Genomic DNA, 22,196 nt, shown 5'->3' with positions numbered 1-22,196 from the left:
GCAAATGAAAATGTTCTATCTATTACTGTTTTCTTCCAGTCTGGGCTTGGAAGATGTCTCCCGAATCAGCGTCTTCACCGAATCACCTTCATAGGCAACCTGTGGATTTGCCTGACGGTCCTTAAACTGATCATGCACATATACAATACCAGAGGAACTTCCCTCGTCTGTCGCATGTTTCACTACTCCTCCTAATGTAAAAAGCAGCAACATCATAGCCGCAGCCTTGAACAGAGGCATAAAACGTGAATAAAGCGTCAGCTTTCTGGCTTTTACTACCGGACGTTCAATTTCTGCAAGCACACGCTTGTCAAAATCATCACCCAGTTTCATCTCGGCAGCTTCTTCCTGGTAAGTAAACAAAGAACGATAGCGACGCAAATGAGCAGGAAGTTCTTTCTGCTGAAAGAAAATCCGAAGAATCTGTTCTTCCTCTACTGAGGTTTCACAGTTCCAGTAGCGTTCCAAAAGTTGTTCAATGTACTTATAGTCCATAATCGTTAATCTCACTGTATTTTAATTTGATGCGTTGTCGGGCTCTGAAAAGGTTTACTTTCACTTGCTCTTCCGTAATCCCCAACACATCAGCAATTTCCTTATAACTCTTACCTTCAATATCCCTAAGCTGAACAATGGTCCGTTGCTTTTCCGGGAGTTCATTCACCAGCCTGTGTACCAACTGGAATTGTTCGTTCCGTTCAAACTGGCTTTCGGGAGTCTGTGCATCCGGCATTTCCTGCGTTTCCGGTGTCAAGGTCAGATTCTGAGCCTCTTTTTTCTGACTTCGGTCAATAGCTAAATTACGAACCACTGTCAGACAATAGGCTTCTATGGATTCCAACTCTCCCCACTCGTCACGCTTGTTCCACACCTTAATCAGTGCATCCTGAACAATATCTTCCGCCTCTGCCCGGTCGAACGTAATACGCAAGGCCAACCTGAAAAACTTATCTTTCAGCGGCAGAATATTGTCACGAAAACTGATCTCTTGCATGGCTCTCTATACTAATGACGGGTGAGTTTCATAAAAGTTACACCCACCCGCCATTTTTTTTGAATTATTTTCTGATAATTGTTCCGGAATCTTTATGAATAGCTGATGCTAAGGTTATTACGACCTGTGACACACCGGCATCCAAGGCTGAAAAAGAATTTTCCAGCTTGGGAATCATACCACCTTGCACGATTCCTTCCTCCACATACTGTTTAAATAAATCGGGAGTTAGCACCGGAATTACACTGTCATCATCATTCTCATCACGTAGCACCCCTTTCTTTTCAAAGCAGTACACCAATGTCACATCAAAATACTCGGCCAAAGCCTTTGCGGTTTCTCCGGCAATGGTATCGGCATTCGTATTCAGCAGATTTCCATTCCCGTCATGCGTCAATGGTGCCATCACTGGTACAATCTGACGATGAATTAGGTCAGCCAGGGCCTTTCCGTCTACTTTCTCTACATCTCCTACATAGCCGTAATCGATGTCTTTCACCGGACGTTTCACAGAACGGATTACATTCATATCTGCTCCTGTCAGACCTACGGCATTCACGCCTTTTGCCTGCAAACCGGCCACAATATTCTTGTTGACAAGTCCGCCGTAAACCATCGTTACCACCTTCAAGGTTTCTGCATCGGTAATACGACGTCCATTTACCATCTGGCTTTCAATTCCCAACTGTGAAGCAATACGAGTAGCAGAGCGACCTCCTCCATGCACCAGCACCTTATAGCCAGACAGAGATGAAAAATCATCGAGCAACTGATTCAATGTATCAGGTTCCTCTACGATTTTTCCTCCTACTTTTATAACTGTCAGTTTTTCTTTCATAATTCTGCTTTCTTAAATTACTCCAGATAAGTATATCCATACAATCCGGAACGATAATTTGCCAGGAATTCCTTTCCTTCCTCCAGCGAGATACGTCCTTCTTTCACAGACTTCGTCACCCAAGTTTCCAAGGTACGTACCAGCTTCTTCGGGTTATACTGCACGTAGTCGAGTACTTCGGCCACGGTTTCTCCATCAATCACCTGGTCAATGCTGTAACCTTTCTCATCCACACTAACATGTACGGCATTAGTATCGCCGAACAAGTTGTGCATATCTCCCAGAATTTCCTGGTAAGCTCCCACCAGGAACACACCGATATAATACGATTCCTTTGCCTTGATGGTATGTACAGGCAAGTCGTGTGCCACGTTACGGCTGGTCACGAAGTTGGCAATCTTCCCATCCGAGTCACAAGTAATATCCTGCAAAGTAGCCGTACGGTCAGGACGTTCATCCAGACGCTGAATCGGCATGATAGGGAAAATCTGGTCAATCGCCCAGGAATCCGGCAACGACTGGAACAGAGAGAAGTTACAGAAATATTTATCAGCCAACAGCTTGTCCAAATTACGAAACTCATCCGGTGCATGCTTCAAGCCCGATGCAATCTGATTTATTTCACGTGTAACCGACCAGTACATACGTTCAATCTGTGCACGTGTCTTCAAATCGACAATACCGTGACTGAACAAATCCAGCGATTCTTCACGAATCTGCTGAGCATCATGCCATGCTTCCAGCATACGGCTCTGATTCAGGTTATCCCAAATCTGATAAAGTTCCTGCACGAGTTCATGATCGTCTGCACTCACCTCAAAGTCTTCGTCCATAGAAGGCAGTGAAGCTGTTTCCAGCACCTCAAAAATCAACACCGAATGATGAGCAGTCAGTGAACGGCCACTTTCTGTAATAATGTTCGGATGAGGAATATTGTTTTTGTTGCTGGCATCCACCATGATGGAAATAGAGTCGTTCACATATTCCTGAATGGAATAGTTCACGCTACTTTCACTGTTAGCAGAGCGGGTACCGTCGTAATCCACTCCCAACCCTCCACCTATATCTACGAATTCTACCGGGTAGCCTAGCTGATGCAACTGCACATAGAACTGAGAAGCCTCGCGCAATGCAGTCTTGATGCGACGTATCTTTGTCACCTGACTACCTATGTGGAAATGAATCAGCTTCAGGCAATCTTGCATTTCTTTCTTTTCCAGAAAATCAAGTGCCTCGAGCAACTCACTGGAAGTCAATCCGAACTTGCTGGCATCTCCTCCACTTTCTTCCCACTTTCCGCTACCGGAAGAAGCTAATTTGATACGAATACCAATATTCGGACGTACATTCAGCTGCTTGGCCATCTTGGCAATCAGTCGAAGCTCGTTCAACTTTTCTACCACCAGGAAAATACGTTTACCCATTTTCTGCGCCAGCAAAGCCAGTTCAATATAGCTTTCATCCTTATAGCCGTTGCAGATAATCAGTGAATCTGAATCCGTATTAATGGCAATTACAGCATGAAGTTCCGGTTTTGAACCGGCCTCCAGTCCTAAATTAAATTTCTTTCCATGACTGATAATTTCCTCCACTACCGGTCTCATCTGATTTACCTTAATCGGGTAAATAATGAAGTTTTGAGCCTGATAGCCATATTCTTCAGAAGCTTGTGTAAAGCAATTGGAGATTTTCTCAATCCGGTTGTCCAGAATATCCGGAAAACGTACCAGCATAGGAGCGGTTACGTCCCTCAACTGCAACTCGTCTACCAGTTCCTTCAAATCGACGGCTACTCCGTCTTTTCGTGGAGTTACTACCACATGACCTTTGTCATTGATACTAAAGTATGAAACGCCCCACCCCGTGATGTTGTAGAGCTCTTCAGAGTCTTCAATACGCCATTTTCTCATTTCACTACATAAAGTCTAGATTTATACTTCTTTAATTTATCAATTCATTCAAGCGGCTTACCGCTCTGTCAATCTGTGCATAACTTTCAAGTTCTTCTGCGTTGAAACGCCATTTGGCCTTAGAATAATAAGGAAGTCTTTTTTCCAAAGCAGAAGTAATAACCTGCATCAGCTCTTCGTCCGTTTTATTCGCCAACAGCGGACGCTTGGCCTTTGCTATCTTTAAACGACGGAACAGTACTTCCGGACATACATCCAAAAATACTGTTTCGCCTGTATGATTCATATAGTCCATGTTATCGAAAAAGCAAGGAGTGCCTCCTCCGCATGCAATCAATACATTCTCAAATTCTCCCGCCTCGTGCAGCATCTTCTGCTCCAGCAAGCGGAAGCCTTCTTCTCCCCTTTCCGCAAACAAGTCGGAAATGGATTTATGCATACGTTCCTCGATATACCAGTCGAGGTCGACAAACTGTAGTCCGGTAGCTGCACTGTAAGCCTTGCCCAGTGTGGTTTTTCCCGAACCCATATAGCCAATCAGGAAAACTCTTTTCATTTCTTTGCCTTCGCCTTTGCTCCTTTCGCCTTGCGCATCTCGGCTTTCTGAGCTTGCAATTCAATCACCTTGAAACAAGCATCCAAGTTCAAGTCTGCCGGATTCACGTTTTCAGGAATCTTATAATTTTTCTTCTGGTAAGCAATGTAAGGTCCGTAACGACCATTCAGAATCTGCATATCGGGATTCTCAGGGAACTGCTTGATAATTTTCTGTGCTTCTTTTTCTTTCTTCTCGGACAACATCTGTACGGCTTCTTCAAAAGTTACAGCCATCGGATCCATCTCCTTCGGGATAGACACATATTCATTACCATGACGCACATAGGGACCAAAACGACCAACTCCTACTGAAACAGCATTTCCATCGAGTTCACCCAACACACGCGGTAACTTAAACAAATCAAGTGCCTCTTCCAGTGTAATTGTCTCCAGTGAATGCTCCTTATTCAGCTGAGCAAATTTAGGCTTCTCTTCATCGTCAGAAGAGCCAATCTGTACCACTGGTCCAAAACGTCCGATTTTCACCGATACGGGCTTACCGCTCTTCGGATCAGTTCCCAGCATACGCTCACCTACTTTATGTTCAGTCTTCGTAGCCAATGTAGTTTCTACCAGCGGGTGGAAGTTCTCATAGAACACCTCCATCAAATCAGTCCACTTCTTTTCCCCTTCGGCCACTTCGTCGAATTCCTTTTCTACGCTGGCCGTAAAGTTATAGTCCATAATTTTCGGGAAATACTGCATCAGGAAGTCGTTAACCACACAACCCACATCGGTAGGAATCAGTTTGGATTTCTCACTTCCGCTCATTTCCGTCTGTACAGTTTCCTTTATATCTTTTCCCGTCAGTTTCAACAATGAATACTCACGTTTCACTCCTTCCTTGTTACCTTTCTCTACATATCCTCTTTGCTGAATAGTGGAAATCGTAGGAGCGTATGTAGACGGACGGCCAATACCCAGCTCCTCCAGTTTACGCACCAGACTAGCTTCTGTATAACGTGCCGGAGCCTGACTGAAACGCTGTACAGCAGCAATTTCTTCACGCTGCAGAACCTCTCCAACCTCCATTTTAGGAAGCCCAGTGGCATCTTCCTGTTCCACATCCTCATCAAATGACTCCTTGTAGACCTTCAAAAAGCCATCGAATGTGACTACTTCGCCCACAGCCTGGAATTCATCTTCACAGCCACTAACCGAAATGGTTGCTGTCGTCTTTTCCAATTCTGCATCGGCCATCTGTGAAGCCAGCGTGCGTTTCCATATCAATTCATACAAACGTACCTCCTGTGAACTTCCTTCAATAGATTCATTTGACATATATGTCGGGCGAATTGCCTCATGCGCTTCCTGAGCTCCTTTGGTTTTTGTGGCATACTGACGTGTATGTACATAGCGCTCACCCATCAGAGAAAGAATGGTATCCCGGCTTGTAGACAAGGCCAGTTCAGAAAGATTTACCGAGTCGGTACGCATGTAAGTAATCAATCCGCTTTCGTACAGACGCTGCGCAATCATCATGGTCTGTGCCACGGTATACCCAAGCTTACGGGCAGCTTCCTGCTGGAGTGTGGAAGTGGTAAAAGGAGGTGCCGGCGACTTTTTAACCGGCCGTGTAGTAATATCTTTTATTTTAAAGGTAGCATCCTTACATTTCTCAAGGAAACGCTGTGCCTCTTCTTTTGTTTTGAATCGTTTCCCGAGCGTAGCACGAACCACCGCCCCTTCTGCGTCCTTAAATATAGCAACTACTTTATAAGAAGCTTCACAAGTAAACGCATTGATTTCACGCTCGCGCTCTACAATCAGACGTACGGCAACCGACTGTACTCGTCCAGCCGAAAGAGCTGGCTTGATTTTACGCCAGAGCACCGGTGAAAGTTCAAATCCCACAATGCGGTCGAGTACACGACGAGCCTGCTGGGCATTGACCAAATCAATGTTGATATGACGCGGATGCTCTATAGCCTTCAATATAGCCGTCTTCGTAATTTCATGGAATACAATCCGTCGTGTCTTTTCAGGATCCAGATTTAATACCTCAAACAAGTGCCAGGAAATAGCTTCTCCTTCACGGTCCTCATCGGATGCGAGCCACACCATGTCGGCCTTGGCAGCTTCTTCTTTCAACTCTGCCACCAGTTTTTTCTTATCTTCCGGTATTTCATAAATCGGATTGAAATGATCTTTTATATCAATACTGAACGCTTTTTGCTTCAAGTCACGGATATGACCATAACTTGACAATACTTTATAACCCTCCCCCAAAAACTTTTCAATCGTCTTAGCTTTTGCCGGAGACTCCACTATGACCAGGTTATTTTGCATGATATTCTGTATTCCGTTTTTATATAATTCCGTGACAAATGTAGAAAAAAAATTATAACATACACGATAAACAAACTGAAAATAACTTACTTTGCAGGGGAATATACTTTATAACTACCTTAATTATGAACAATAAAAGTATCAACAGCAACAAACAATTCATGATAGGAAACGGAATACTGGCCTTCGGGGTATTCTTTATCGTATGCCTTTTCTTGTATCTGGGCTTTCGCAACCAGTCTAAGAGTAATGACAAGGAAAAAGCATTTGCCGGAATTTATACAGTAGAAATAACAGATTCTTTCACAGGAGACAGCCTTTCAATTTATATTAATGACAGTCTGCTATTTAATTCAAATATCGGGAAGAGCTCCGTCAAATTTCAAGTGAAACGTTTTGCAGAAGAAAGCACACTGATGGTGGTAGACAATCACACCGATGAAATTACTCCCTTCAACCTGAATCCAGAGGGTAGCCAGATTGCAGTGGAAAAGAAAAACGGCAAAATTTTTATTCAAGAAACAGCAAATGAGTAAAGGGATAAATTAAATATGCCACGTAGTTTATTGGCAAACCCTTCATTACTTTACTATGTTTCTCAATGCAAAACCCAATGTTTCCCTCACCGGAAACGTAGGGTTCTGCATTGAGAGACGTACGTTTCCGAGCAAAGAAATATAAAAAGCGCCCCAAGCTGAATAAAAAATTCCTTCTACGTTTCTTACTTTTCTCCTTTTACATTTCAATTATATTTTTAACTCTTTTTATTTTCTGGTCAGAAATCTCTCCTTCTTCAAATTGAAACAAATCAAACAAGGTTTCTTAGAGAAAGTCTATCCGTGTGCGTAAACGAAAAAAATGTTATTAAATCAGCAAAGTTTCGAAAATAACGGATTTTCAATTGGAAATTAGAATAAAAGGCTGTACTTTTGGGTCGAAATCATTTATTTTTAACCTAAATCCACATTTTTAAAGGACAAAAGAAAAGACATGGAACAAGTATTTAGCTATATCATCGGGCTCGGAGCAGCCGTGATGATGCCTATTCTGTTTACCATTCTGGGAGTATGTATCGGAATTAACTTCGGCAAGGCACTGAAAAGCGGTTTGCTGGTCGGAGTCGGATTCGTCGGACTTTCTGTTGTAACAGCTCTTTTGACCAGCAGTTTGGGAGAGCCGTTGAAAAAGGTAACGGAAATCTACGGACTGAAACTGGGTATCTTTGACATGGGATGGCCTGCTGCAGCTTCGGTAGCTTATAACACTTCTGTCGGTGCATTCATCATCCCTGTATGTTTGGGAGTAAACATTGTCATGCTACTGACTAAAACGACCAAAACTGTTAACATCGACTTATGGAACTACTGGCATTTTGCTTTCATTGGAGCAGTAGTTTATTTTGCGACAGAAAATATCTGGTGGGGATTCTTCTCTGCAATTATCTGTTACATCATCACCCTGATTATGGCCGACCTGACTTGCAAGCAGTTCCAGTCATATTACGATAAAATGGACGGTATCTCTATTCCACAGCCCTTCTGTCAGGGATTCGTTCCTTTCGCCCTTGTTATCAATAAAGCCTTGGATATGATTCCAGGATTCGATAAACTGAACATCGATGCAGAAGGCATGAAAAGAAAGTTCGGTATCATGGGAGAACCTCTGTTCCTTGGAGTAGTAGTAGGTTGTGGTATCGGTGCTCTGGCCTGCAAAAACAGCCAGGAACTAGTTGACGGAATTCCGGCTATTTTAGGATTGGGTATCAAAATGGGAGCAGTAATGGAGCTTATTCCACGTATCACTTCTTTATTTATCGAAGGTTTGCGTCCGATTTCTGATGCAACCCGTGAACTGATTGCCCGCAAATTCAAAAACAGCGCAAGCCTCAACATCGGTATGAGCCCGGCACTGGTAATTGGTCACCCGACTACGCTGGTGGTTTCTTTGCTGCTCATTCCCGTAGCTTTGTTCCTGTCAGTAGTATTACCCAACAACCAGTTCTTACCGTTAGCTTCATTGGCCGGTATGTTCTACTTGTTCCCTGCCGTACTACCTATTACAAAAGGTAACGTACTGAAAACCTTCCTGATTGGTTTGGTTGCACTGATTGTAGGCCTGTATTTCGTAACAGACTTGGCTCCATTCTTTACACAAGCTGCGCAGGATGTGTTTGTCAGAACAAACGATCCGGCCGTACAGATTCCGGAAGGATTCCAGGGAGGTGCACTTGACTTTGCCTCCAGTATCTTCTCATGGGTGATATTCCATGCGGTCTACAACTTCAAGATTGTGGGTTCAAGCATACTGGTTATCCTCACACTGGCAATGGCTATCTACAACCGTCGCCGCATTATCAAGGAAGCAAAACACATTGAAGAATAAAAACCAATAAATAAACAAACGCTTATGAAAAAATTAGCTATGGCTATGATGCTGGGCGTAGCAGCTCTTTCTGCTAATGCTCAGGTTAACTACCGGATGCAGACTGCATGCAATCCGCAAGACGTAAAGACATACGACACACAGAGACTGCGCAGCAGCTTTATGATGGAGAAAGTGTTGGTAGCTGATGAGATCAACGTAACTTACTCTATGTACGATCGTTTCATCTTTGGTGGTGCAATGCCGGTAAATAAAGAATTATCACTGGACACTATCGATCCGCTGAAAGCTCCTTACTTCTTGTTTAACCGTGAATTAGGTGTCATCAACATCGGTGGCGACGGTATCGTAACTGTAGACGGAAAGGAATATGAGTTGAAATTCAAGGAAGCTCTCTACGTAGGACGTGGCAACCAGAAAGTAACTTTCAAGAGCAAGGATGCCAGCAAACCGGCTAAGTTCTACATCAACTCTGCCATTGCACACAAGGAATACAAGACTCAGTGGATTACCATCGATGGACGCAAGGGTTCTTTGAAAGCTAACTCAATGGCTGCCGGAAAGATGGAAGAAAGTAACGACCGTGTCATCAACCAGCTGATTGTAAAGAACGTACTGCAGGAAGGTCCTTGCCAGTTGCAGATGGGTCTGACAGAGTTGAAGCCAGGAAGCGTATGGAACACCATGCCTGCTCACACTCACAGCCGTCGTATCGAAGCTTATTTCTATTTCAACGTGCCTGAAGGTAACATGATTTGCCACCTGATGGGAGAACCGCAGGAAGAACGCCTGGTATGGCTTGCCAACGAACAGGCTATCATGTCACCGGAATGGTCTATCCACGCTGCAGCCGGAACAAGCAACTACATGTTCATCTGGGGTATGGCAGGTGAGAACCTTGACTACGGAGACATGGACAAAATTAAATACACTGAAATGAAATAACACATACTTCCCTATCGGGGGTATATCCTAATACACAAATTCCACAGACTTACACAGAATTTCTTAAACCAAGAATCTGCCAAGTATGTGGAATTTGTCATTTCATTGTGGTTGTAAACACACCTGACCAATTAATGCAGGTTTTTCACCAATATTTACAGGCTTTTCGCTTGTAAGAAAATTATCTTTGTGCCAAAACAAACTAATCTAATATCATATATGAGTACAACCAAAACATCGAGCGAAACAATGAGCAACTACCGATGGATTATTTGCTCTATGCTCTTTTTCGCCACAGCGGTCAATTATCTGGACCGCCAAGTTCTGTCACTTACGTGGAAAGACTTTATTGCACCGGAGTTCCACTGGACAGACACACACTACGGAACTATTACTGCTATCTTTTCAATTGTCTACGCCATTGCCAACCTTTTTGCCGGACGATTTGTAGACTGGCTGGGAAGTAAAAAGGGATATCTCTGGGCCATTGCCATCTGGTCGCTCGGCGCCTGCTTGCACGCACTTTGCGGATGGGCTACAGAAATGAGTCTGGGACTTAAGGATGTCAATGAAATGATTGCAGCTTCAGGTGCACTTACTTCTACCATTGCCATCACCAGCGTGTACTATTTCATTGCAGCACGCATCGTGCTGGCCGTAGGTGAATCGGGCAACTTTCCCGCAGCCATTAAAGTCACCGCTGAATACTTCCCCAAAAAAGACCGTGCCTTTGCGACATCTATCTTTAATGCCGGATCTACCATCGGTGCCCTCATAGCCCCTGTCAGTATTCCCCCACTTGCCAGCTATTTTAAAAGTATTGGTGTAGGTAACGGATGGGAAATGGCTTTTATCGTAATTGGTGCACTGGGATTTATCTGGATGGGACTCTGGATGTTCATGTACAAAAAGCCACAAGAAAACCCACAGGTAAATACTGCCGAGCTTGCCTATATCCAGCAGGATAAAAAGAATGAGGAAGCAGACGTTCACACAGAAGACGAGCCCAAAATCTCCCTCTGGCAATGTTTCAAGTTCCGTCAGACCTGGGCCATTATCTTTGGAAAATTCCTGACAGACGGAGTCTGGTGGTTCTTCCTTTTCTGGACCCCTGCCTATATCTCCGACGTATATGGATTCTCTTCAGACAGCGCAACAGCCCAGTTGCTGATATTCGTATTGTATGCCATTACCATGCTTTCCATTTACGGAGGTAAATTACCTACTATCATTATCAACAAAACAGGAAAGAATCCATACGCAGCCCGCATGCAGGCTATGCTGATTTTTGCCGTATTCCCGTTATTCGCACTTTTTGCACAGCCATTGGGTAACATTTCTTATTGGTTTCCGATTATCATCATCGGTATCGCAGGAGCTGCCCACCAGTCATGGTCAGCTAATATCTATTCTGTAGGAAGTGATATGTTCCCAAAGAGTGCCGTAGCTACCATCATCGGCATTGGAGGAATGGCAGGCGGTGTAGGAGCATTCCTCATCAATATGTGCTCAGGAATCTTGTTCGACTATGCGGCAGAAACCCAAATGGTATTCTTAGGTTTTGAAGGAAAAGAAGCCGGATACTTCATCATTTTCTGTATCTGTGCCGTAGCCTACCTCATAGCATGGTGTGTAATGAAAGCCCTTGTGCCTAAATATAAATTGATTAAGGTATAAATACACAATATTCCAGCTATTTGAAGAATTATCGAGGGATATGTAAGTACCAAACCTTACATTTGCCTCGATAATTTTTTTATAGTTACTGGTATTTATGAGAAAACACATTTTTGTTTTTTATCTCCTGCTTATCACCCAATTGCTTCATGCACAGAATGTCATTGATTTGGCTGGAGAATGGTCTTTTCAGATTGACAAAGAAAATAAAGGAATTGACGAGAAATGGTACGCCCATCCTCTTAACGACAAAATCAACCTGCCCGGTTCTATGCCGGAAAAACTGAAAGGAGAACGCCCTTCATTGCAAACCCAATGGACAGGATCACTTTACGACAGTTCTTTCTATTATAACCCGGAACTGGAAATGTTCCGACGCACAGGGAATGTAAAGTTTCCCTTCTTCCTTACTCCTGAGCGACGTTATGTAGGAGCTGCCTGGTATAAACGGGAAATACACATACCTTCGTCTTGGAAAGGCAAACGCGTGATGCTGTTTCTGGAACGTCCACATATTGAAACAACAGTCTGGATAAACAACCAGCGTATAGGTTCGCAAAACAGCCTGAGTACACCTCATGAGTATGATATTACTGCAGCAGTTCGTCCCGGAACATCAACACTTACTCTACGCATCGACAATCACGACAGTTGTGCTAAGGTAGGTCAAAACTCCCATAGCATCACAGACCACACGCAAGGAAACTGGAACGGTGTGGTAGGTCGCATGTATCTCTATGTTCTTCCTGAAATATCCTTTAAAGACATTCAGGTATTTCCGGAACCCGACAAACAACAGGCCCGTGTACGTATGGTCATACAAGGCCATAAAAGTCCTGTAAAACTTTCCTTGAAGGCCGAAAGTTTTAACAGTGGCATTCCTCATCATGTACCGGAAATCACACAAGCCTTCTCCAAAAACGACTTAAAGGATACCCTTGAGATGGTCTTGCCCATGGGAAAAGATGTACAATTATGGGACGAATTTCATCCGACACTCTATAAATTGACAGCCACGCTTACACAAGCAAATCAGAGTGACACACGAGAAGTAGAATTTGGTATGCGTACATTCACAATCCAGGGACGCTGGTTTTATGTAAATGGAAGAAGAACCATGCTGCGAGGTACCGTAGAGAATTGCGACTTTCCGCTGACTGGCTATCCTCCAATGGATGTAGAAAGCTGGGAGCGTGTATTCCGCATCTGTCGGAACTATGGTCTCAATCACATGCGGTTTCACTCTTATTGTCCGCCGGAAGCAGCCTTTAAAGCTGCCGACCGCGTAGGTTTTTATCTGCAACCAGAGGGACCAAGCTGGCCCAACCATGACGTCCGTCTGGGACAAGGACAATACATTGACAAATACCTACTGGAAGAAACTATCCGTATGACACAAAGATACGGGAACTACGCCTCTTTCTGCATGCTGGCTTGTGGAAATGAGCCCTCAGGGGGCTGGGTTCCATGGGTTTCTCGCTTTGTGGACTATTGGAAAGCCAAAGATTCACGCCGGGTATATACCGGTGCTTCCGTAGGTGGAGGATGGGCATGGCAACCTAAAAGCCAGTACCACGTAAAAGCTGGAGTAAGAGGATTGAACTGGAAAAGCAAGCGTCCGGAAACGATGACTGACTTCAGAGAGTATCTTGATACGGTTAAACAACCGTTCGTTTCACACGAAACCGGACAATGGTGTGTATTCCCCAATTTCAATGAAATCAAAAAATATACGGGAGTCAACAAAGCAGGAAACTTTGAAATATTCCAACACCTTCTACACACGCACGGCATGGAAGGCAAAGGGCAAGATTTCATGATGGCTTCAGGAAAATTACAGGCACTATGCTATAAACATGAAATCGAGCGTACCCTGCGTACCCCAGACTATGCAGGATTCCAGTTGCTGGCTCTGAATGACTATTCCGGACAAGGTACGGCACTAGTAGGTATTCTGGATGTCTTCTTTGAAGAAAAAGGTTATATAAATGCCGAAGAATGGCGCCGGTTTTGTGCGCCGACTGTCCCGCTCTTGCGCACAGAAAAGTTCGTATATACCACTAACGAAACGTTTCATGCCAATATAGAGATCGCTCATTTCGGAGCAGAACCGCTTCAGGCAGCAAAAGTATGCTACCGCATAACTGATGCATACGGAAAAGTCTATTCACACGGTGTCATCGGTCAGACGGATATTCCAATCGGTAACCTGAATCATATCGGACAGGTTGATTTTCCGTTGAAAGATATTCCATCGGCTATGAAACTTAATATAGAGGTACAAGTGGAAGGAACAGACGCAGTTAATGACTGGGATTTCTGGGTATATCCTGAAAGCGTGGACTTCGCATCTGATGAAACCATATATCAGACAGACACACTAGACAACAAAGCACGTAAAATACTGGAAAAGGGAGGAAAAGTGCTTATCAAGGCAGGAAAGAAAGTAACATATGGCAAAGAAGTCGTACAGTACTTTACCCCGGTATTCTGGAACACTTCCTGGTTCAAGATGCGCCCACCCCATACTACCGGTATCCTGCTTAACCCTCATCATCCTCTTTTCCAGAAGTTCCCGACCGAATATCATAGCAACCTGCAATGGTGGGAATTATTGAACCGTGCACCAATCATGCAATTTTCTGATTTCGGGAAAGACTTCCAGCCACTTATCCAAAGTATTGATACGTGGTTTATCAGTCGTAAAATCGGGGTGTTGTTCGAAGCCAATGTATTAAATGGCAAACTGATTATGACCACATTGGATTTGGATAGTGCACCGGAAAAACGAATAGTAGCCCGCCAATTAAAGAAATCAATACTTGATTACATGAATTCTGATGATTTTCATCCTGAACAAAGAGTGGAAATTCAGCAGGTTCAAGAGTTATTTACAAAGGTCGCAGGTTCACCGATGTTGTACACGAAAGACTCTCCAGACGAATTAAAACCTAAAATAAAATAAGAGATACAGAAAAGCCACAGAATATTTTACTCTGTGGCTTTTCTTATTTCCTAACTGCCTATTTCTTCAATTCCGGATAACTGATGCGAGTATGATACATCGTTTTCAGTTTTTCCTTAAACACGGCTTTCACGGTAGCGATATCCTTAAACGTAATCGGACATTCCTTGAAGTACCCGTCCTGTACCTGACTGTCGATAATCTTTTCCACCAAAGCAGAGATGCTTTCTTCTGTGTACTCAGCCAGACTTCGTGAAGCTGCTTCTACCGAGTCTGCCATCATCAGAATGGCCTGTTCCTTTGTAAAAGGATTGGGCCCTGGATAACGGAAGGCTTCCTTGTCTACTTCTTCTCCGGGATGTTCGTTCTGATATGAAATATAGAAATACTTAGTCAAACCTTTTCCGTGATGAGTACAGATAAAATCTTTTATTACTTGTGGAAGATCGTGCTTGTCGGCCAGTTTCATGCCATCGGTCACGTGACTGATTACAACCTGTGCGCTCTGCTTGTAGCTCAACTGGTCATGAGGATTCACACCCGACTGATTTTCGGTAAAGAAAGCCGGATTCAGCATCTTCCCGATGTCGTGATACATAGCTCCCGTACGTACCAGCTGGCTATTGGCTCCAATACGGTTGGCAGCTGCTGCCGTCAGATTGGCTAACTGAAGAGAATGCTGGAACGTGCCAGGTGCTACTTCCGACATCTCACGCATCAATTTATTATTGATATTGGATAACTCTACCAATGTAACATTAGAGGTAAATCCGAACATCTTTTCCAGGATAAACAGCAAAGGATAAGTAAACAGCAACAACAGACCGTTAATGATAAAATTGACATACATGTGCGTACTCAATTGTGCCACATCACTAACATGTATCAAATCAAGTGCAAGATACATCAGTGCATATGCACAAGCTACAACTAACGCACTACGCAGCAATTGTGAACGTTGGGAAAGTTCCCGCAGACTATAGATACCGGCCATACCAGCTGCTGTTTGCAACAATATAAATTCGTGCGGTGTGCGTAGACAAATCGAACAAAGCAGAATCGTTATGATATGAGCTACAAACGCCGTTCGTGAATCCAGAAAGATACGAATAATCAAAGGTATCATAGCAAACGGCACAATGTAAACACTCATAAATGCATGTTCCACCATGACAGAAGATAGTACCGGGAAAGCTACAATAATGACAAAAAGTAGTGCCAGCGTCCGCCGCTTTTCATAATAGTCATTTCGGAACAATTCCAGATAAATCATGAAACAGCCTATCAGCAAGGCTACAAAAAGCGTTTGTCCCAGCAAGGTAAGACGCTTCTCTGCCACTGTCTCACTACGTTTGTTCCACTCTTTCTCCAATGATTTCAGAATATTATACGTATAACTGTCGATAATCTCTCCACGGTCAATGATTTTCTGTCCGTTCATCACAAAACCATTCGCCCAAGAAAGATCAGAAAGCAAATCCTGCTTTGCAGCCTCTGATTTGGAAGCATCATACGAAAGGTTAGGCGCAATGTATTCATTCAGATTACACCGTTGCAATAACAAGCGCTGATAATGTACTGTATCTGAATAAATCAATGTTTCGTATGCCGTTTTAAAACTATAAAGTCCGTTTACCTCCACCTGGTTTGCCGTATTTTTGTCTACCAACTGGATAGAACGTACACTGTCTTTACGCAACTTTTCCCAATCATTGGGTGCAAAAACTCCTTTCTCGTACACAACTTTCAGTAACCGCTCAATATGATGCTGATATGCTGGAGCAGGGATAATACGGTGCAGACTATCGGTATACGCTTTTTTAAACTGCTGAATCATCCGGTCAGCTACCGTCTTATCCATTTGATAATACGGACTATACAAACGCATGATACTGTCTTGCTCCCGCTGCACTTCGGCATCATCTTTGTAAATCGGGAAATCGAACGAAGCTTGAAGCAGTCCGTACTTCCAAGGTTTATTAATGTCAAATTGATAATTAAAACGTCCCTCCCGTGGCAAGAAATACACAATTACACACACTGTTACCACGAAAATGGCCAGTTTATATAACAGTCCTTTATAAGAAAACTGTTTCTCAGTTTGTAAACTTTTCATGTTAAAAAGATATTTTGCGTGCAAAATAAGAAAAAAACGGGAAAATTAGATTAATTTTGCGGCGTATTTTTAGATAAAAACCACAATGTCAGAAAGAAAAGTAAGAGTCCGTTTTGCACCAAGTCCCACAGGTGCATTGCATATCGGCGGCGTACGTACCGCTTTGTACAATTATCTGTTTGCTCGTCAGCATGGCGGGGAACTGATTTTCCGTATTGAAGATACTGACTCACACCGTTTCGTTCCGGGTGCTGAGGAATACATTATCGAGTCATTCAAATGGTTAGGCATCCAGTTTGACGAGGGTGTCAGCTTTGGAGGAAACTATGGTCCGTACCGCCAGTCGGAACGCCGTGACATTTACAAGAAATATGTACAGGTGTTGCTCGATAACGGAAAGGCTTACATCGCTTTTGATACACCGGAAGAACTGGAAGCTAAACGCCAGGAAATTCCGAATTTCCAGTATGACGCTTCTACACGTACTTCCATGCGCAACTCTTTGACTCTACCGAAAGAAGAAGTGGACAAGCTGATTGCAGAAGGCAAACAGTATGTAGTTCGTTTCAAGATTGAGCCGAACGAAGACGTACATGTACACGACCTGATTCGTGGAGAGGTAGTTATCAACTCTTCTATCCTCGACGATAAAGTGTTATATAAATCAGCTGATGAACTGCCTACTTACCATTTGGCTAACATCGTTGACGACCACCTGATGGAAGTATCACATGTAATTCGTGGAGAAGAATGGTTACCTTCAGCTCCGCTACACGTATTGCTGTACCGTGCTTTCGGCTGGGAAGATACGATGCCGGAATTCGCTCACCTGCCATTGCTGTTGAAACCGGACGGAAACGGTAAACTGAGCAAGCGCGACGGTGACCGTTTGGGATTCCCTGTATTCCCATTGGAATGGCATGATCCGAAAACAGGAGAAGTTTCTTCCGGATACCGTGAATCAGGCTACCTGCCAGAAGCGGTTATCAATTTCCTGGCTTTGCTAGGATGGAATCCGGGTAATGACCAGGAAATCATGTCAATGGATGAACTCATCAAATTGTTCGACCTGCATCGTTGCAGCAAAGCGGGTGCTAAATTCGACTATGAAAAAGGAAAATGGTTCAACCATGAATATATCCTGATGAAGAGTGACGAAGAAATCGCACAATTGTTTATGCCGATTCTGAAGGAACATGGCATCGAAGCCCCGATGGACAAGGTGGTTACCGTAGTCGGACTGATGAAAGGCCGTGTAAGCTTTATCAAGGAATTGTGGGATACCTGCAAGTTCTTCTTCGTTGCTCCAACAGAGTATGATGAAAAGACAGTAAAGAAACGCTGGAAAGAAGATTCAGCTGAACGCATGACCGAACTGGCTGCACTGCTGGAATCATTGGACGATTTCTCACTGACTCACCAGGAAGAAGTAGTCATGAAATGGATTGAAGATAAAGGCTACCACTTGGGTAACATCATGAATGCCTTCCGACTGACACTGGTAGGAGAAGGCAAAGGTCCTCACATGTTTGACATCTCGGCTGTATTAGGAAAAGAAGAAACAGTGGCTCGTATGCGCCGTGCAGTAGAGGTTCTCAAATAAACTAAGACATGATTTATAATCTTATCATCGCTCTTTATACAAGTGCAGTCAAACTGGCTGCACTTTTTAATAAGAAAGTGTCTCTGATGGTCAAAGGAGAAAAGGAATCTTTTGACATTCTGGAAAAACAGATTATCCGCGGAGAAAAATATCTGTGGTTTCACGCAGCTTCTTTAGGGGAATTTGAACAAGGACGCCCGCTGATAGAAGAAATCCGGAAAACCTATCCTCAGTATAAGATTCTTCAGACATTTTTTTCTCCTTCGGGATATGAAGTGCGAAAGAACTATAAAGGAGCTGATATTGTCTGCTATCTTCCGTTGGACACACCGAGCAACGTAAAACGTTTCCTAGATTTGGCCCAGCCTTATATGGCCTTCTTCATCAAGTATGAATTCTGGCAGAACTACTTGAATGAACTTCAACGGCGAAATATTCCGGTTTACAGCGTGTCTTCCATCTTTCGGAAAGAACAGATTTTCTTCCGCTGGTATGGCAAAAGTTACCGAAAAGTACTGAACACATTTACTCATCTGTTCGTGCAGGATGAAGCGTCTGTACAATTACTTCGCACCATTGGTATTACTAACACCACTGTAGTAGGCGATACACGTTTTGACCGGGTGTTGGAAATCTGCCGTCAGGCTAAAGAACTTCCATTGGTAGAGAAATTCAAAGGAAACCATACTGCTTTTGTAGCCGGAAGTTCCTGGGGACCGGATGAGGATATTTTCATTCCTTATCTCAATGCGCATCCGGAGGTAAAGCTAATCATTGCACCACACGTGATTGATGAAAGCCATTTGAAGGAAATCATCGGCAAGCTGAACCGTACCGTAGTGCGTTATACGCAGGCTACGGAAGAAAAGGTGAAAGAAGCCGATTGCCTGCTGATTGACTGTTTCGGTCTGTTGTCTTCCATTTATCGCTATGGAGAAATTGCTTATATCGGAGGTGGATTCGGCGTAGGTATCCACAATGTGCTGGAAGCTGCTGTATATGGTATGCCGGTCATTTTCGGCCCTAACAATAAGCGGTTCCGTGAAGCTCAGGGCTTGCTTCAATGCAAGGGTGGCTTTGAAATACAAGGAGCGGAGGACTTCAAAAAGATTATGGACAACTTCCTGAATAACTATGAAGCCTTGGACAAGGCTGGGAAAAAAGCCGGAAACTATGTACGAGACAATGCCGGTGCCTTGGAAAAGATTATGCATACAGTAACTTTATAAGTCGCAGAATCATACAATAAAACGGAGCTGAAGCAAAGAGAGTCTATCCCTCTTACTTCAGCTCCGTTTTCATTATTATCTTCCACTGTTTATTCCTGAGACTTCATCCGTTCTTTCTTATAGCCCTCAAATAATTCAGACAAAGTTTCCATCGGAATATGCAGCAAATACATTTCCTTGAATACATCGGGTAATACTTGCTGGAGGAAAGCAGCCTTCCGAAGTTCAATAATCTTCTGAGCAGCTCCAGTTGACACAAAATATCCCAAACCCCGCTTATTGTAAATAATACCCTGACTCTGCAGATAATCATACGTACGAACTACCGTATTCGCATTTACCTCCACTATTCCTGCATATTCTCGTACCGACAGGATACGTCCTTCTTCTTCATACACTTCCTGAAGAATCTCATCCATGATACGGTCGGCTATCTGCAAATAAATCGGTTTATTCTCTTTAAAAGTCATAGGCGCCACAGTTTTCGTTTAACAACTTCTGAACGAGTAAACAGCCGATAAGATAGCCACCAGTTGAACACAGTAAACAGAAGAAAGACAACTGAAATAATGGTTAACAATCCATTTACAGTTTGTGGAGTGTCTTGATAGTGTTCCTGCATCCAATCTGAAAAGCGAGTTAAAAAACCTCCTTCTGCCAGATTCGCAAATAAGATTCCTCCTAAAATAGTTACAACCAAACAAGCCCCTATTGTTTTCAGGAAAGGATGTTTGTACCAAAAGCTTCCTCCCAAAATGAAAAGCGAATGATTCCACAAGCAGAATATCCATACAAGTAGCTGCATCAGCCACCAGGAATAGACCGGTTCTCCTGTTGCATCTACCGAAGCATGAGCCCATCTCAGAGAGAATACTTCCACTAACATCGGCTGGCTATACACAGCCGGTAAATCAAACACAGGCAACAACAAATAATGGGTAAGTTCCAAAGCCAGCAAGGCAACCAGAATCATCAATACAGTGCCTATTGTCACAAACAAGGCACGAGAGAAGAACTTCTCTAATTTCGTAGCCGGAAGTAATAAATAAGAAATACGTTTTTCCTTATTATCCATGCATTTCATGATGTGGGAAGCATAATATATCATTGCCACACTAACCACCATACCAATTATCCCCAACATATTGCCGCAAAATCGCTCAAAAGAATAAACTTCAGGATAACCTTCTTCCGTCCAGCGTTCTGCCGACCATAAAAAGCCCAACATCGGGAAAAAGCAGGCTGCAAAAATACCCAGCAAACCATAAAGGTTACTTTTCCAGTTCTCTATCAAATCGCGTCGCATGATATGCTGTACGCGTGTCATACTAAAAGTTGTCTCCATCATGTCGTGTCATTTATTTATCATTAAATATCGTTTGTATTTTCTCACGTTCTGTCAACAGGGCATTGAACAGCAACTCCAGATTCAACGGACTTTCTTCTCCCGAAAGGTTAGGCCATATCACACTGTTTCCATGCACGGATGGCTGTACAAAAAGCGCGTCATCCGTCGGTTCATTCATACCCTGCTCCGCAAACAACAGTTTATCGGTAATATCTACTACCGAACGGTTCAGCAACACCTCATTCCCATCAATCACTACCACCTGGTCCAGCAAACGGTCAATATCCCGTACCTGATGAGTAGATACCACTACCGATTTCTCTTCCGTCATTCCTGAAGCTATTACTTTCCGGAATTGACTTTTAGAAGGAATGTCCAATCCGTTGGTCGGTTCATCCATCAGAAGCAAGGAGGTATTGGCTGCCAGCGCAAAACACATATAAGCCTTTTTCTTCTGCCCCATGGACAACTCTCCCAAATGAATGTCCTCATTCAAATCAAAATCGGCCAGACATGTCCGCAACAACTCCTGGCTGAAACGGGGATAAAACGGTGCATTCACTTTCACAAACTGCTGTAAGCTTAAATTGGGTAAAGTGAATTCTTCCGGAACCAAATACATATCCTCCAGGGTTACCGGTAGACGCTTTTGGACATCTACCCCTTTCATCCATACAAAACCACTTTGTGGACGTAACAAACCACTCATCAAATAAAGTAAAGTAGATTTTCCGGTTCCATTCTTTCCCAAGAGACCAATTACCTTTCCAGCCTCCATTTTCAATGAGAAATCTTGAAAAACGGAAGCTTTCTTTCCATAACTGAAGGTTACCCCTTCGATTTTTATCATAGACGTGTTCATGTTGTAAATAAATTATATTAGTGTATTAGCTTATTAGTACACTGCAAATGTAATTCTTTTTCTTTAATCTGCAAGCATCAACAAAACTTTTAACAGATAAAATGAATTATCTCCAATAGTTTTAATTCTTAGAATTACAGGAATAGAAGTTATCAGCCTGATGATTCAGATTCATGTTCCCCGAAACAAGTTCCTTTCCAGAGACATTTTCGCCCGTTCTGAGCGTATCCGGAGCTTCCGATAAAGAATGATTCTCCTTTTCGGAGGAAACGTCTCCTGCCGCATTTCTGAGAGCCGTCCGGGTGAGCGGTAAGGAAACAAAGGATAGCAAGGGGAGAAAGAAAGAAAGAAAGGAAGGAAAGAAACCGTCAGCAGAGGGAAGAGGCCTGCCGCGGAAGGAGCGGAAACGGACGCAGGCGCAGACGTACGGACACAAAAAAA

The 22,196-nt window shown here is 43.4% G+C and carries 17 protein-coding genes; 7 read left to right on the top strand and 10 right to left on the bottom strand.

Features of this window, described 5'->3' with window-relative positions:
* Positions 1-15: 15 nt before the first annotated feature.
* The 6 genes from WKT20_RS11265 to topA all read right to left on the bottom strand — a co-directional run bounded on the left by WKT20_RS11265 (position 16) and on the right by topA (position 6,628).
* Positions 16-495 carry a hypothetical protein gene (locus tag WKT20_RS11265; RefSeq protein WP_117702804.1) on the bottom strand — a complete coding sequence of 160 codons (480 nt, stop codon included), beginning with the start codon at positions 493-495 and terminating at the stop codon, positions 16-18.
* Positions 485-994: an RNA polymerase sigma factor gene (locus WKT20_RS11260; protein WP_118165278.1), complete on the bottom strand. Its 510-nt coding sequence runs from the start codon at positions 992-994 to the stop codon at positions 485-487. Before WKT20_RS11260 ends, WKT20_RS11265 begins: the two co-directional genes overlap by 11 nt.
* Before the next feature lie 64 nt (positions 995-1,058).
* Positions 1,059-1,832: an acetylglutamate kinase gene (gene argB / locus WKT20_RS11255; protein WP_007560049.1), complete on the bottom strand. Its 774-nt coding sequence runs from the start codon at positions 1,830-1,832 to the stop codon at positions 1,059-1,061.
* 17 nt (positions 1,833-1,849) lie between these two features.
* Positions 1,850-3,742 (bottom strand): biosynthetic arginine decarboxylase, encoded by a 1,893-nt coding sequence (speA, locus tag WKT20_RS11250; RefSeq protein ID WP_118165282.1) that lies wholly within the window; start codon positions 3,740-3,742, stop codon positions 1,850-1,852.
* A gap of 31 nt (positions 3,743-3,773) precedes the next feature.
* Entirely contained in the window at positions 3,774-4,298 is a 525-nt protein-coding gene (locus WKT20_RS11245) for a shikimate kinase (protein ID WP_007560045.1), read from the bottom strand.
* Entirely contained in the window at positions 4,295-6,628 is a 2,334-nt protein-coding gene (topA, locus tag WKT20_RS11240) for a type I DNA topoisomerase (RefSeq protein ID WP_007560043.1), read from the bottom strand. The genes WKT20_RS11245 and topA overlap by 4 nt, the downstream gene beginning before the upstream one ends.
* A gap of 125 nt (positions 6,629-6,753) precedes the next feature.
* On the opposite strand from topA, the gene WKT20_RS11235 reads away from it, so the two are divergent.
* From WKT20_RS11235 to WKT20_RS11215, 5 genes are all read left to right on the top strand, one after another.
* Positions 6,754-7,164 carry a hypothetical protein gene (locus WKT20_RS11235; RefSeq protein WP_117702806.1) on the top strand — a complete coding sequence of 137 codons (411 nt, stop codon included), beginning with the start codon at positions 6,754-6,756 and terminating at the stop codon, positions 7,162-7,164.
* A gap of 454 nt (positions 7,165-7,618) precedes the next feature.
* The gene (locus WKT20_RS11230) at positions 7,619-9,010 is read left to right on the top strand and encodes a PTS galactitol transporter subunit IIC (RefSeq protein WP_340417384.1); all 1,392 of its coding nucleotides are present in this window, start codon (positions 7,619-7,621) and stop codon (positions 9,008-9,010) included.
* 24 nt (positions 9,011-9,034) lie between these two features.
* Positions 9,035-9,955 (top strand): 5-dehydro-4-deoxy-D-glucuronate isomerase, encoded by a 921-nt coding sequence (gene kduI / locus WKT20_RS11225; RefSeq protein WP_007560036.1) that lies wholly within the window; start codon positions 9,035-9,037, stop codon positions 9,953-9,955.
* Between the two features lie 219 nt (positions 9,956-10,174).
* Positions 10,175-11,632, top strand: a complete 1,458-nt coding sequence (locus WKT20_RS11220; protein WP_117702808.1) for an MFS transporter — start codon at positions 10,175-10,177, stop codon at positions 11,630-11,632.
* A 97-nt stretch (positions 11,633-11,729) separates the two neighbouring features.
* Positions 11,730-14,597 (top strand): exo-beta-1,4-galactosidase, encoded by a 2,868-nt coding sequence (locus tag WKT20_RS11215; RefSeq protein WP_340417383.1) that lies wholly within the window; start codon positions 11,730-11,732, stop codon positions 14,595-14,597.
* A gap of 58 nt (positions 14,598-14,655) precedes the next feature.
* On the opposite strand, the gene WKT20_RS11210 is transcribed toward WKT20_RS11215, so the two are convergent.
* Entirely contained in the window at positions 14,656-16,713 is a 2,058-nt protein-coding gene (locus WKT20_RS11210) for an HD family phosphohydrolase (RefSeq protein WP_340417382.1), read from the bottom strand.
* Positions 16,714-16,798: 85 nt separating this feature from the next.
* Here WKT20_RS11210 and gltX point away from each other — a divergent pair, with 85 nt between their 5' ends.
* On the top strand, positions 16,799-18,316 hold the full coding sequence (gene gltX / locus WKT20_RS11205; protein WP_118441838.1) for a glutamate--tRNA ligase: 1,518 nt from the start codon (positions 16,799-16,801) through the stop codon (positions 18,314-18,316).
* 8 nt (positions 18,317-18,324) lie between these two features.
* A complete protein-coding gene (locus tag WKT20_RS11200; RefSeq protein WP_270653483.1) occupies positions 18,325-19,545 on the top strand; it encodes a 3-deoxy-D-manno-octulosonic acid transferase in 1,221 nt (406 codons plus the stop codon).
* An 89-nt stretch (positions 19,546-19,634) separates the two neighbouring features.
* Here WKT20_RS11200 and WKT20_RS11195 read toward each other — a convergent pair whose 3' ends face one another.
* From WKT20_RS11195 to WKT20_RS11185, 3 genes are read right to left on the bottom strand one after another with little or no spacing between them, the layout of a single operon-like run.
* Positions 19,635-20,015 (bottom strand): GntR family transcriptional regulator, encoded by a 381-nt coding sequence (locus tag WKT20_RS11195; RefSeq protein ID WP_117702813.1) that lies wholly within the window; start codon positions 20,013-20,015, stop codon positions 19,635-19,637.
* Entirely contained in the window at positions 20,012-20,893 is an 882-nt protein-coding gene (locus WKT20_RS11190) for a hypothetical protein (protein ID WP_117702814.1), read from the bottom strand. Before WKT20_RS11190 ends, WKT20_RS11195 begins: the two co-directional genes overlap by 4 nt.
* 10 nt (positions 20,894-20,903) lie before the next feature.
* Positions 20,904-21,743, bottom strand: a complete 840-nt coding sequence (locus tag WKT20_RS11185) for an ABC transporter ATP-binding protein (protein ID WP_117702815.1) — start codon at positions 21,741-21,743, stop codon at positions 20,904-20,906.
* Positions 21,744-22,196 lie beyond the last annotated feature (453 nt).

Origin of the sequence: Phocaeicola sp. ICN-14070 (assembly GCF_037892625.1) — a bacterium.
Classification (GTDB): Bacteria; Bacteroidota; Bacteroidia; order Bacteroidales; family Bacteroidaceae; genus Phocaeicola; species Phocaeicola plebeius.
The sequence above is the reverse complement of the archived record's forward strand: the minus strand, read 5'-3'. Positions and strand labels throughout refer to the sequence as shown.

Coding starts and splice junctions, on each gene's coding strand:
- WKT20_RS11265 (WP_117702804.1), bottom strand. CDS start 495: ATGGACTATAAGTACATTGAACAACTTTTGGAACGCTACTGGAACTGT.
- WKT20_RS11260 (WP_118165278.1), bottom strand. CDS start 994: ATGCAAGAGATCAGTTTTCGTGACAATATTCTGCCGCTGAAAGATAAG.
- argB (WP_007560049.1), bottom strand. CDS start 1,832: ATGAAAGAAAAACTGACAGTTATAAAAGTAGGAGGAAAAATCGTAGAG.
- speA (WP_118165282.1), bottom strand. CDS start 3,742: ATGAGAAAATGGCGTATTGAAGACTCTGAAGAGCTCTACAACATCACG.
- WKT20_RS11245 (WP_007560045.1), bottom strand. CDS start 4,298: ATGAAAAGAGTTTTCCTGATTGGCTATATGGGTTCGGGAAAAACCACA.
- topA (WP_007560043.1), bottom strand. CDS start 6,628: ATGCAAAATAACCTGGTCATAGTGGAGTCTCCGGCAAAAGCTAAGACG.
- WKT20_RS11235 (WP_117702806.1), top strand. CDS start 6,754: ATGAACAATAAAAGTATCAACAGCAACAAACAATTCATGATAGGAAAC.
- WKT20_RS11230 (WP_340417384.1), top strand. CDS start 7,619: ATGGAACAAGTATTTAGCTATATCATCGGGCTCGGAGCAGCCGTGATG.
- kduI (WP_007560036.1), top strand. CDS start 9,035: ATGAAAAAATTAGCTATGGCTATGATGCTGGGCGTAGCAGCTCTTTCT.
- WKT20_RS11220 (WP_117702808.1), top strand. CDS start 10,175: ATGAGTACAACCAAAACATCGAGCGAAACAATGAGCAACTACCGATGG.
- WKT20_RS11215 (WP_340417383.1), top strand. CDS start 11,730: ATGAGAAAACACATTTTTGTTTTTTATCTCCTGCTTATCACCCAATTG.
- WKT20_RS11210 (WP_340417382.1), bottom strand. CDS start 16,713: ATGAAAAGTTTACAAACTGAGAAACAGTTTTCTTATAAAGGACTGTTA.
- gltX (WP_118441838.1), top strand. CDS start 16,799: ATGTCAGAAAGAAAAGTAAGAGTCCGTTTTGCACCAAGTCCCACAGGT.
- WKT20_RS11200 (WP_270653483.1), top strand. CDS start 18,325: ATGATTTATAATCTTATCATCGCTCTTTATACAAGTGCAGTCAAACTG.
- WKT20_RS11195 (WP_117702813.1), bottom strand. CDS start 20,015: ATGACTTTTAAAGAGAATAAACCGATTTATTTGCAGATAGCCGACCGT.
- WKT20_RS11190 (WP_117702814.1), bottom strand. CDS start 20,893: ATGATGGAGACAACTTTTAGTATGACACGCGTACAGCATATCATGCGA.
- WKT20_RS11185 (WP_117702815.1), bottom strand. CDS start 21,743: ATGATAAAAATCGAAGGGGTAACCTTCAGTTATGGAAAGAAAGCTTCC.